This window comes from Bdellovibrio bacteriovorus (assembly GCF_041888015.1).
GTDB lineage: Bacteria > Bdellovibrionota > Bdellovibrionia > Bdellovibrionales > Bdellovibrionaceae > Bdellovibrio.
Genome location: NZ_CP168968.1, coordinates 1,413,636 through 1,425,705 on the forward strand (window position 1 = coordinate 1,413,636; position 12,070 = coordinate 1,425,705).

The following is a 12,070-nucleotide window of genomic DNA, read 5'->3' on the forward strand; positions in this document are numbered from 1 at the left end:
GAATAGAGGTAATTATGAAAAGCATGACAGGTTACGGCACCGCAAGAGTTCAGACCAAAGACGTCACTGTGGAAGTGAGCATCCGTTCGGTGAACGGTCGTTTTTTGGAGCCGCGATTTCATTTGCCAAGAGAGTTTGTTCCCTATGAAGGGGAGCTGAAGAAGGTGTTGGGGACGACGCTATTGCGTGGGACTGTGGATGTTTTTGTTTCCCGCCGTGTGAAGAATGTTGCCACCAAGGCGCAAATGACGGTGAACGATGCATTGGCCAAGAAATACATGGCGGCTTACAAGCATCTTTCCAAAGAGCTGGGCGTTCCCATGAATGTTCATCTTGAAGCTTTGGCACGCCTGCCGGAAATTATCAAAATCGAAGACAGTTATGAACTGTTCGGCGGTGAGGATAAGATTCTTAAGAAAGCGTTTGCTCAAGCCTGCGCCAATTGTGACAAAGAGCGCTCTCGCGAAGGGAAATTCCTGCAGAAGGATCTTCAGAAGCTGTTGTTGTCACTGGAAAAACAAATCAAGGTTATCAGTGAGTTGCGCGGCGAAGCCAATGCTCAACTTCAAGACCGCTACGAGCAGAAGGTTCGCGCTCGCCTTAAAGGAAATGAAATTGACTCTTCTCGTTTGTCCCAGGAAATCGTGATTCAGCTTGAAAAAGCCGATATCAACGAGGAGTTGACCCGTTTGGCGGAACATATCAAGAACTACCGCCAGTTGGTGGGCTCTCAGCAGGCGGAAGGGAAGAAGCTGGACTTCTACACCCAGGAGCTGCTCCGCGAAGTGAATACGATCGGGTCAAAGTCTCAGGTAGCCAAGATCACTTCCTCTGTGGTAGAAGCAAAAACCCTTATTGAAAGACTTAGAGAACAGGTACAAAACGTACAGTAATTATGAAAACGCGCATGATTATCGTCGCCGCTCCAAGTGGCGCAGGAAAAAGCAGCTTTGTTGAAAGGATCACTCGGGAAGATTCCCGACTGGTGGATATTGTCACTTTCACAACACGCTCCATGCGCAAAGGGGAAACCGAAGGGTTGCAGTATAACTTTATTACTCATGAAGACTTCGAGGCCAAAATCAAAGGCGGCTTCTTTGTCGAGTGGGCGAAGGTTCATACGAACTTCTATGGTACTTCCTATGAGTCTTTGGAATCCGCTTGGAATCAGGGCAAAGCTGCGATCATGGATATCGATATTCAGGGGGTTGCGACCTTTAAATCCAAGTTTGAGGACGCCAAAACCATCTTTATCCACCCGCCATCCATAGACGAGCTGCGTCGCAGAATCGAAAAAAGGGACGGGAAGGTGCCTGCGGACATCGAGGTTCGCATGGCCAATGCGGAAAAAGAGATCCAAGAGGCTTCCAAGTTCGATTATCAGATCGTAAACGACGTGTTTGAGCAATCCTACGCGGAATTCAAAAAAATCATTGAAAAATTGCTAACTTAGCGGTAATTTACCCAGATATATTTTTTCGGAGGCGTAATGGCTCGTGTAACCGTTGAAGATTGCTTGGAAAAAGTTCCTAACAGATTTGCTCTTGTATTGATGGTGGCGAAAAGAGCGAAGCAACTTCTTAAAGGAGCGGAAGCGACAGTTTCCACTCGCAGCAATAAATACATCGTAAGCTCTTTGCGTGAAGTGGCAATGGGCAACGTGGGTTACCAAGAAAGCTTGGAAGCCACAGAGGCTATCCGCCAAATCGAAAAGGACTTGAACAAGTAGTCTTTGGCGAAAATGCGACTTCCCCTCGAGGGAAGATGAAAAGGGAGGTTCAAAAACCTCCCTTTTTTGCGTTTTGAGGGGCTCCAAAGATGAACCTGTCTCCACTTTGGGCGAGTCGGCGAAAAACCAGTAAAATTAATAATTTATTTCAGGTAGGCTAATTTATATGTTTAGTCTTCTGAAAGAGGATAGCTTATCCAATAAGCCCGTCAAAACCGTCGATGATCTTCTTGCTCGCATTCGCGCCTTCTATCCGAATGCGGATCTGAAAGTTATCGAGAAAGCCTATTCGTTCTCTGAGAAAATGCACGAAGGTCAGATTCGTCGCAGTGGAGAGCCTTACATTTCCCATCCTCTGTCTGTGGCCGCCATTCTTGCGGATTTCCATCTTGATCTGGATACGATTGCCACGGGTCTTTTGCATGACACCGTTGAAGACACGGCGGCGACGTTGGAAGACATTCGCCGCGAATTTGGCGATGTCATTGCGCATCTGGTGGATGGTGTGACCAAAATTGGTCAGATGAAATTCAAGAACAGTCACGAAAAGCAGGGCGAAAATATTCGCAAGATGATCGTGGCGATGGGTAAAGACGTGCGCGTGGTTCTGGTGAAGCTTGCGGACCGCTTGCATAATATGCGAACGCTGAATTTCATGCCGTTTGAAAAACAAGAGCGCATTGCTCTTGAAACGTTGGAGATTTACTGTCCTTTGGCAGGTCGTATGGGTATCAGCTCTCTGAAGATTGAGCTGGAAGACCTTTGTTTCCGTTACTATCGCCCGGACATGTACTATGAGCTGGTTCAGCAGATTAAAAAAACTGAAGCAGAACAAAATCGCTACATTGATGAAGTAAAACATCTTATCGGCAAAGAGCTGACCAAGGCCGGATTCCGCTTTGAAGTGTATGGACGTTCCAAGCACTTGTGGTCGATCTATCGTAAGATGCAATCTCGTAGCATCGACTACGATCAAGTTTATGATGTTCTGGCTTTCCGTGTGCTGGTGGATTCCGTGGCGGAATGTTATGCCGCTTTGGGGTTGGTGCACTCTTTGTGGAAGCCGATCCCAGGCCGTTTTAAAGATTTCATCGCCATGCCCAAGGCCAATAACTATCAATCACTGCACACGACAGTGATGGGGCCTGGCGGGGAGCGTATTGAGATTCAGATCCGCACCCAGGAAATGCATTTGGTCGCGGAAAAAGGGATCGCGGCGCACTGGAAGTATAAAGAGCGCGGCAAGATGGTTGATGATGGGGATCTACAGCAGGCCAACTGGCTGCGTGATCTGGTGAGCTGGCATCAAAACGTGCGCAACCCGGATGAGTTCCTGGACACGGTCAAAACGGATTTGTTTGAAACTGAAATTTACGTTTTCACACCCACGGGTGAGGTACGGGAGTTCCCGGAAGGGGCCACTCCTGTGGACTTTGCTTTTGCAGTTCACACTGAGCTGGGCAATCGCATTGTCGGTGCCCGCGTGAACGGTCGTATGGTGCCGCTCAAGTATCAGTTGCAAAACGGGGATACCGTGGAGGTTGTGACCTCTAAAACACAAGTGCCATCAAAAGACTGGCTGAAGTTTGTTGTTACCAATAAAGCCAAATCCAAAATCCGCGCCTTCGTTAAAGAAGAGCAGCGTCGTCGTGCGATCATGCTGGGTAAAGAGCTTGTGGAAAAAGAATTCCGCAAGTTTGGCATGGCGGCGGTGAAATATCTTAAAGGGCCGGCATTTGAAACTTATTTAAAGGATCATGGCCTGGCGGATTTGGATGAACTGTATGTGACAGTTGGTTATGGAAAACTGGAAACCCGCATTCTGGTTGAAAAACTGTCACCGGAAAATCTGGCGAAAGAAGCTGCTAAAACCGAAGATTCCACCTTCATGGAAAAGGTCATGCGCGCAGCTACACAAAAAACGCGCAAGACCAACTCCCTTATCAGTGTTGATGGAATGGATGATGTTCTGGTCCACTACGCAAAGTGCTGTCATCCGATTCCAGGTGATCCGATTGTGGGCTTTATCAGTCGTGGTCGGGGTATTTCCATTCACCGCAGCGATTGCCGCAAGGCTTTTGAATTCGATCAATTGCGCAAGGTGGACGTGACGTGGAATGTGAAACATGCAGGGGAAGGTCAGGAACGCATCGTTCGCCTGAGGATTGTTTCCCAGGACGTGCCAGGATTGCTGAAGTTGATGTCCGAGGCCTTTGCTCAGCAGGGGATCAACATTCAATCTGCCCAGATCCGTACAACCAAAGATAAAAAGGCCGTTTGTAACTTTGAGGTCAGTGTCCGTGACTCCAGTCAGCTGAATCAGGCGATTTTCGAGATTCAGAAGATCAAGGGGATCATTGGGGTCACCCGTGTTATTCACTAGTTTAAAAAGAAATTTGCATTACGTGTTGGCGCTGTCAGTTCTGGCAGTGGCCTGTGTGGTGCTGTTGGGATGGGTGATTCAAAGCGCCTCAGTCATTCAGGTGCGCCCGGATTTTGCCCCGATGGTGGTCAACACGGCCATCAGCTTTTTTGTAATCAGTCTGTCGTTTTTAATTCAGCAGGGAAAATTTCAAAAGCTGTCAGAGTACTTCAGTATTTTTGTGGGAGCCTTGGCAACACTGACGCTCTTGCAGTATCTGACCGGATTTGATTTTGGCATAGATCAGGTTTTTTCTCCGGCCTTTTACTCTGTCGGGGTCAGTTCTCCGGGCCGCATGGCGATCAGTACCGCGGTTTGCTTTTTACTTCTGAGTTTGTCGGATTTATCCATCGGCAGTACGTATGCCAAGCGCGTGATCAAGGTCACCACCAGCTCTTTGGTGTTTGGCTTTGGTGTCCTGGGGTTTTTGGGTTACTTTCTGAATTTTAGTTCTGAGTATGGCTGGGGGAACTTTTCCCGAATGGCCATTCATACATCTGTCTGCTTTATATTTTTGGCAACGGCGCAGATCTGGAAAGTTCGTATCAATGTTCGTGAAGAAGAAGCCGGACGAACAGCAACGGTGCCCATCTATGTGGTCATGATCGGGGTCTTGACCTCGGTATTGATCTGGCAGCTTTTGATGTTTAAGGATATCGAAAGAAACCGCAGCGTGACGCTGGTGCAGGCTGAAGGTTTTAAAGCCAAGCTTGATGGCTCTTTCATCCCTTTGGAAAAAGCTTTGCAGCACATGGCTCGTCGTATGGCGGCGGGGGCTTATGGCGAGGAAAAAGTCTGGCGCCTGGATGCTAAATTCTACTATGAAGAATTCAAAGGGATTCGTCGCTTGATGTGGGCCGATCCGAGGTTGATCATCCGCTGGCTGTACCCGATGGATGATTTCAGCAAGTCTGTTTTGAATACCACCATGGGGCGCTCGCCTGAAATTGCTGAAACCCTGGCAGAGGTAAAGGCCACCGGAGTACCGCGTATATCCCGGATCTTTGAAATGAAATCCGGCGGTCGGGGGTTCGGAGTTTTAGTGCCGGTTATGGCAAATCAAAAATTTATGGGGGTTGTGGCGGCCGCGATAGACTTAAAAACTTTCATTGATCGTTTCGCCCGAACGGAAGGCTATCGTGTTGCTATTTTGCAGGACGGAAAGGAAGTCTATCGCAGCTTCGAATGGGACCCGGTGTTCTCGCGGGATTGGGCTTCTCAGGTTCGTTACAGTAATTTAGGTGTGGATTGGGTGATCTCTTTCACTCCAACCACAGGGGTCATTCGTCAGAATATTTCTTCGTTGCCACAGATGGTATTGGTGTTCGGGGTCAGTGTGACGGTTTTGCTGGGACTGGCATTGAGTTTCTACAATCGCGCCACCGAGCTGGGCAAGCGGGCTCGGGCCGTTGCTGACTGGAAGTCTGCCGCAATGGATGCCACACCTTTGATGATGGTGTCTTTGGATGACAATGGAATTATCCGGGAAATAAACAGTTCGGCGGAAGCTTTGACTGGATGGAAATCCGAAGAGCTGGCGGGGAAAGAGATGCCAACTCTGTTCCATGACCATCAAGACATGACATTGTTCCGCCTGAAGATGGAGCAGGAGTTAGGCAAGCCATTGCCCGAGATGGTAGACTTGATTGAGGCGATGTTCGCGATGGGATACAATACGGCCTCGGACTGGGTGTTTATCGGCCGCGATGGGCGTCGCTTTGAAGGAACGCTGTCAGTTGGAAAAGTTGTTGATGAAAAAGGCCACACGACCGGATATTTGGCGGTGGTGGAGGATGTCACGCAGAAGCGTGTGAAAGAACGACAACTGAAAGAGCAGGAAAAAAAGATCATCACGTCTTCTCGTCTGGCTTCGCTGGGGGAGATGGCTGCTGGGATTGCCCATGAAATCAATAATCCTCTGACCATTATAAACGGCCATTTGAGTGTTTTAAGAAGACTTCTTAGCACCCGGGGTCTGGCTTCGGATATGGAAGTGCAAAAGCGTCTGGAAGTGGCGGAATCCACAACAAACCGTATCGCTAAAATTGTGAAGGGTCTGCGTTCTTATGCGCGGGAATCTGATCAAGGGGATAAGGAGCGTGTGGTGGTGGAGGCCATTGTTGAAGACACACTGGCGTTCTGTGCTGACAAATTTAAGAGCGAAGGGATTGATTTGGTCTCTCGTCTGGAACCTCATCTGGAAGTCTTTGTTCGTCCGTATCAGATTTCCCAAGTACTTTTAAATCTTTTGAATAATGCCGCTGATGCCGTGGCAGGATGCCCTGAACGCCGAGTCGTTATTGAGACCGCAGCCCGGAACAATGGTGTGGAAATCTCGGTCACAGACACGGGAGCAGGGGTTCCGCCGTTCCTAAAAGAAAAAATCATGGAACCGTTCTTTACGACCAAAGAAGTCGGCAAGGGTGTCGGGTTGGGATTGAGTATTTCCCAGGGGATTATTCAGGCGCACGACGGAAAGTTCTATCTGGATGAAAGTTCGCCAAAAACACGGTTTGTGATTTGGCTTCCGGTCTAAAGATTCCAGGCCCAGCCGGCTTTGATGGAAATCATGCTGGCTTTGACGGTGTCAGAAGCTGGGAACATGTTGTATTCAATGCTGACGGGGACATAGTTTTTGCGGTTCATTTGCACATCCACGCCCCCACCGACCGTGAAAACCTGATTGGTGGAAATCTGGGATTCATTCAAAGCTGTGCTGCTTTTTGAAAGAGCCAGTAAATAACCCATGCCGCCGCCAACCCAGACGCGATATCTATCCTGCAGGGGATACCACTTCAAGATTCCATACAAAGACAGATAGTTGATTTTGGCATCGCAGTTGGTGCTGTTCTGGCAGCCTGCTGAATCCGCAGAGCCAGCCACATTGAACTGTTCAATGCCCGCAGAGCCTCGGCCGACCAAGCTGGAATTTAGAACATAGTCATAGAATCCGCTCACGCCAAAGCCACTGCCGCTCATGCTTGCGGAGGTTTTCTGGATGACATCGAAGCTGTTACGATAGGTGATGTCGGCATCCATTGTGGACATCAGGTAGCCCCCGGTGATGCCCCAGGAGTCCGTCAGGACGCGAAGGTAGCCGGCAGAGTTACTGTTTGAAGTGCTGCCAGATTCCGAAGGTGTCGCATCGGCACTCATCGAAGACGGTGCCTTGGCCTGAAGGGAGGAGCCTCTGACGGCTTTTCCACGCAGGATATCGCCCAGGGCTTTACCCGGTTTGACTTGTTTGATGCGAATGACGGCGGTGCGTTTTTGCGTTTCGGGATTGATCAGATAAAATTCGTCACCGACTTCAGCGGTGTCGCCATCTAGATTGATCAGAACTTTTTGTCCTTTGACGGCAGACACCGTTGCTGCAAAACCTGTGGAGGAAAAACTAAGAAGCAGGCAGACGGCAAGGAGGTAGGTTCTGAAAGTCACGGGGCCTCTATTCAAGTGTCATCAAGTTGTTTTCGAGTTCTCGGATGAATTGATCTTTGTAAAGTGTCCAGACCGTTTCGTTGGCAAACTGATAGATGCAGGATTGGGTTGTTTTTTCGCTTTTCTGCAAAGCTTTGACTTCCACGACAGATCCTCGTTGCGTGCGCCAGATTTCCAGATCAGGTTCCGCCAGAACCAACTCATATTCATGAGCGGGGAACTCCTCGTGGAACCAGGTTTCAAGTTTGCCTTCTTTTTTGCAATTGATAAGTTGAAAAGAGGCGCCAGCAACTTTGCCCGGAGCTTCGGATTCAAATTGCTTACGACCCTCTGAGCGGTAAACAGTGCAACCGCCAAGAATAAATATAGCAAGGGTGGAAAGTACTAAAGCCTTCATAACCCTTTTATTATAGGGCATTTAAAAGGCAAAAAAAAAGCCCCGAATTTCTTCAGGGCTTTTGGCTTATGCGGCTTCAGCTTGCACGCCTCCCGGCGCTCCAGCTCTGCCCGCGATGCGGACTAAAAAGGGATCTCGTCGTTTGAATTGAAGCTTGGCTCCGGACCGAAATCTTGGAAGTTGAAATCGTCGTTGCCACCCATGGAGTTGCTGGAGGATTTTTCACCTGTTGCGCCACCCAGGAATTGAACAGTGCTGGCCACGATTTCAGTCGTATAGCGTTTTTGACCTTGTTGATCTTCCCACTGACGTGTTTGAAGTTTGCCTTCAACGTAGACTTGGCGACCTTTGGAAAGGTGTTTGCCACAGATCTCAGCAAGCTTGCCCCAAACTGTGATACGGTGCCATTCAGTGCGCTCTTGTCTTTGACCGTCTTTAACCCATGATTCACTTGTTGCCAGATTCAAACGCGCAACAGTGCTGCCGCTGCCGATAGCTTTTACTTCAGGATCAGCGCCCAAACGGCCAACAAGGATAACTTTATTTACTCCAGACATATTCCCTCCAATGATTACCCAATCGTTTTTGGTCAGATTAAGAGTGAAGTCAATAAGGACTTCGGACTCGTTTTTAATTCCCAAAGAGGTGTGCAATTATTAGGCAAAACCCCTCGTCAATTTAACTGAGAGAGGGGCAAGATGAGTGGGTAAACTTCGGACTAACGCGCGGCACCGATGCTGGGTGGCATCATAGGATTGCTGGCAGAGACTTTAAATTTGTACTGAGAGCCTTCTGGTGTCTGTGTTTTATAGCCGTCGATAAACGTCAGGAACAGGGCTGCACGCTCTTGGAAGCTGCGTTTGGTGCGCAGATCCACTTCGATATTATAAGCCCCAATTTGATGTCCAAAAGAGTTTCCGCGGTTCACGATAGTCAGACCAATCTTTCCTTTGATCGTGCCGTACAGTTCGTCCCCGGGTTTTCCGATCGTGCCGGTTTCGATTACGAACTGACCTGCCGCCAGGCGGCCTTTCAATTCCACCGCGCTCAACTTCAAATCCGGCAAAGTCAAAGGACCCATCGGGGTATTGACGTTGGAAGGGGGAAGTTCAAACTGGTTGATAGAAAGATTCATCTCCACATCCGGTTGTTCCTGGAAGCTCAAGTCCGCCAGAACAGTGGACTCCAGATTCAATTGACCTTTTAGCAAGACCGGCAAGTTCGCCATTTCGCGCAAGTCATGCAAAGAAACTTTCTTCGCGCTGACCTCGATCTTGTGGCGTTCAGCACCGTTTTCTGTTTTAGAGCCCTTGCCAACGTGAACATCCACATCTCCTTTAAGCAGCCCCTTGGCAGAGACATGGCCGTAAGGCTTCTGCTGGATCAAGCCACGAACAGACGGGGTGATCACCAGCTCTTGAGCAGAAATCGCCGGAGTTCTCAGGGATTCGATATAAACCTGATCCATTTGCACGCCTGGTTGTGGGAACAGGCTCATTTTTAGTTTTTCAAACTGAACATAGACGGAATTATTGCTCAGACGGGACACTTGCGACGAAATCAGGTCGCTCAGGTCGTCAAACGGGAAGAGCAGAAAAGCAAACACCAGTGTGGAAAGGACCATCACGGTGATTTTGCCTTTGCTTTGTCCGATCAATTTCAAAAGCTGACGAAGTTGACTCATGGCTATTCGTCCCCGTTGTTGCGGTTTTTACGACCACGAGGAGGTTCCATCGGTTCTGGTGCCGGAGGAGCCGGAACGGCCAAGGCCACCAGTTTGTAAACCACGTCAAAGTAACGGCTGTCTTCGCGATTTGCCGTCATTATCATATCTTTTAGTTTTACACTGGAGTTGATGCTTTGGAACTGATACCCCAGATCCAGAACCTGGCGCAGATTCAACTTCACCAGGCTGACTTGCAACAAACCCTCAGTCAGATTTTTAGGAACCAGGTTCGAGGCATTTTCCTGAATCTCGGTGCCTTGAATTTGTTCCGGCAAAAGGTTGGCCGCCTTGATCTGGTTATCCACATTATTGCGGATCATATCCATGGAAGGGGCCTGGGGAATTTGTGGGACGTCTGAAGATTCACGGCTGACTTTCAAAAGCTCGCGAATTGTCATGCGCTTGCTTTCAAACTCACCCACGTATTCGTTGGACTGAGTGTATTTCCCGTAGGGGATGGAAAGCACAATCAAGGTCAGCAATGCCGCGCCACCAACCACAGTCATTTTTTGCATGGCCGGTGTCATGTTTTCATAGCGGTCACGCATTTGGTTGTAGGCGGTGCTTTCCTGAATACGTTCCCAAGTGGCGCGCGAGTCGGTGATAAATCTTTCTTTCAAATCATCAAAGCTGCTCATCGGGTCACCTTCTCAATATTGCGATCCACGTTGAAACTGAAAGAAAAAGCCGTGCGACCCGGCATCGGGCTCAAGCGGCTTTGACCTTGTTTCACCTGACCATCCGTGGAAACGTTGGTCAGGGCCTGTTGCAGAAGATTCATCTCTTTCGGAGAGTTCACATACCCCTGCAAAACCACTTGTTGATCCTGAACCGACAGCTGCTGGATATCCAAAGTGATCGTTGATTTTGGAGGAACGGCATCGTTGATCTTTTTGGCGATATCCATGGCTGAATTCATATTGGCAACACTGGCCAAAGTTTTTAGATCCGCCGCACGTTTTTTATTATCGCGAATATATTTGCGGATGCCGTTTTCAGAGGCAGCACGACCTTTCAGGCCCGCCACTGTTTTGGCTTGAGTTTTTAAGACTTCCTGAGTGCGGTCTGCAAGACTTAAAGAAAAGCTTTCGCGCAAAGAGGTGTAAACAAACAGCACTACCAAAGCGGCAGTTGCCACCTTGATTGTTGCGCCCCACTTTTCCCAGAACATTTTGAACTGGTGATTTTCTTTGGCGAACTCTCCACGCAGAAAGTTCACTGGCGGATTGCGGGGCTTTTTAAAGCCTTCCAGAGCCAGGCCCAAAGCCACACCCATTTTCGCACCGTTGGCCACAGAGCGCTCAAAGCTGATGTTCGGAATTTGATCCAGAGCGGAAATGCGGTTGACGGGAACTTCCAAAACTTGCGTCAGGAACGGCCCCAGATTCTGGATTTGAGAAACGCCTCCAGTTATATTAATGCTCGTAATCAGGGCGTTGAATTCGCTCTTCATTTCAAGAATGGCCAACTGCAGATCACGAGCCATTTCACGAACACATTTTGCAATCGTGTCGGAGAAGGTCACCTGATCGAATGTAGCCCCTTGTTTGTTGGTCAGGATAAACGCTTTGGTTTGAAGCTCTTTGATCGCTTCGATGTACGGAATTTCGTACTTCTGCGCGATGGCTTCTGCGATGTTTTTGCCGCCCCAAAGAATAGAACCGATCTGGATCAGGGAACTGCCGTCAAAAGCGCAAACCAAAGTGCGACTGTGACCAATGTGTAAAGTCAAGGTTACTTGGCGCACCGGTTTGATCTCTTCATCAAGGCCCAATGCAGGCGCGGCCACGACTGGCGGAGCCTCATTCCATTTCTCAAAGACATTGGCGTAAGCCAGGCCTTCGGCAGAAATCAGGAATGGGTCCATGTTGGAATCTTGCGCGCGTTGGATCAGATTCTGAACGTGAATTTTTGGCGCCGCACAAGCCAGAGTTTCTGCGCCAGCACCGACAGTGCGAATGATCTTTGCATCAAAGATCGCATTGTCGGAAGAAAAAGGCAGATCTTCCTCAAGCTCAAAAGCCAAGCTTTTGGCAATTTTTAAACGATCACTGAAGGGAAAGAATTTATTGCGGACAGCCACGCGGCTTTGTGGCAAAGCAAAAACAAAGCGAGTTTGTGCGGGATCGTAAAGACTGGCAAAGTCGCGCAGATATTCCAGAATCTCAAGTTCCTGATCATGCCCCGGAGCAATTCCCAGTGGATGCTCCATGCATTGAGTGACTTGAAATCCTTTGGAAGTGGATTGCACCTCCACAATTTTAATACTGCTGGAACCGATGTCTATGCCGAGAGATTTCAAAGCAATTCCTCCATGAACTGGCTTTGGTCTAAGTCTATGCGAGGATCGCCTTGGTG

General features: G+C 48.9%; 11 protein-coding genes. 5 read left to right on the forward strand and 6 right to left on the reverse strand.

What is annotated here, in order from left to right; genetic code table 11:
- Nucleotides 1-14: 14 nt before the first annotated feature.
- From ACES2G_RS06830 to ACES2G_RS06850, 5 genes are all read left to right on the forward strand, one after another.
- The gene (locus ACES2G_RS06830) at nt 15-893 is read left to right on the forward strand and encodes a YicC/YloC family endoribonuclease (protein WP_374001639.1); all 879 of its coding nucleotides are present in this window, start codon (nt 15-17) and stop codon (nt 891-893) included.
- 2 nt (nt 894-895) lie between these two features.
- Nucleotides 896-1,453 carry a guanylate kinase gene (gene gmk, locus ACES2G_RS06835; RefSeq protein ID WP_347359302.1) on the forward strand — a complete coding sequence of 186 codons (558 nt, stop codon included), beginning with the start codon at nt 896-898 and terminating at the stop codon, nt 1,451-1,453.
- A gap of 36 nt (nt 1,454-1,489) precedes the next feature.
- A complete protein-coding gene (gene rpoZ / locus ACES2G_RS06840; protein ID WP_262552485.1) occupies nt 1,490-1,729 on the forward strand; it encodes a DNA-directed RNA polymerase subunit omega in 240 nt (79 codons plus the stop codon).
- Nucleotides 1,730-1,895: 166 nt separating this feature from the next.
- Nucleotides 1,896-4,112, forward strand: a complete 2,217-nt coding sequence (locus ACES2G_RS06845) for a bifunctional (p)ppGpp synthetase/guanosine-3',5'-bis(diphosphate) 3'-pyrophosphohydrolase (RefSeq protein WP_347359303.1) — start codon at nt 1,896-1,898, stop codon at nt 4,110-4,112.
- Nucleotides 4,099-6,687 carry an ATP-binding protein gene (locus tag ACES2G_RS06850; RefSeq protein WP_374001642.1) on the forward strand — a complete coding sequence of 863 codons (2,589 nt, stop codon included), beginning with the start codon at nt 4,099-4,101 and terminating at the stop codon, nt 6,685-6,687. Before ACES2G_RS06845 ends, ACES2G_RS06850 begins: the two co-directional genes overlap by 14 nt.
- Here the strand turns inward: ACES2G_RS06850 and ACES2G_RS06855 are convergent.
- From ACES2G_RS06855 to pilM, 6 genes are all read right to left on the reverse strand, one after another.
- Nucleotides 6,684-7,589 carry a hypothetical protein gene (locus ACES2G_RS06855; protein ID WP_374001643.1) on the reverse strand — a complete coding sequence of 302 codons (906 nt, stop codon included), beginning with the start codon at nt 7,587-7,589 and terminating at the stop codon, nt 6,684-6,686. The two genes, ACES2G_RS06850 and ACES2G_RS06855, sit on opposite strands and share 4 nt — an antisense overlap.
- 7 nt (nt 7,590-7,596) lie before the next feature.
- Nucleotides 7,597-7,986, reverse strand: a complete 390-nt coding sequence (locus ACES2G_RS06860; protein ID WP_347359306.1) for a hypothetical protein — start codon at nt 7,984-7,986, stop codon at nt 7,597-7,599.
- Nucleotides 7,987-8,108: 122 nt separating this feature from the next.
- Complete coding sequence (locus ACES2G_RS06865; RefSeq protein ID WP_347359307.1) at nt 8,109-8,543, reverse strand: single-stranded DNA-binding protein; 435 nt, start codon at nt 8,541-8,543, stop codon at nt 8,109-8,111.
- Between the two features lie 161 nt (nt 8,544-8,704).
- On the reverse strand, nt 8,705-9,670 hold the full coding sequence (gene gspN, locus ACES2G_RS06870) for a type II secretion system protein GspN (protein ID WP_374001644.1): 966 nt from the start codon (nt 9,668-9,670) through the stop codon (nt 8,705-8,707).
- A 2-nt stretch (nt 9,671-9,672) separates the two neighbouring features.
- Nucleotides 9,673-10,350, reverse strand: a complete 678-nt coding sequence (locus ACES2G_RS06875) for a hypothetical protein (RefSeq protein WP_347359309.1) — start codon at nt 10,348-10,350, stop codon at nt 9,673-9,675.
- A complete protein-coding gene (pilM, locus tag ACES2G_RS06880; RefSeq protein WP_374001645.1) occupies nt 10,347-12,014 on the reverse strand; it encodes a pilus assembly protein PilM in 1,668 nt (555 codons plus the stop codon). The genes ACES2G_RS06875 and pilM overlap by 4 nt, the downstream gene beginning before the upstream one ends.
- Nucleotides 12,015-12,070 lie beyond the last annotated feature (56 nt).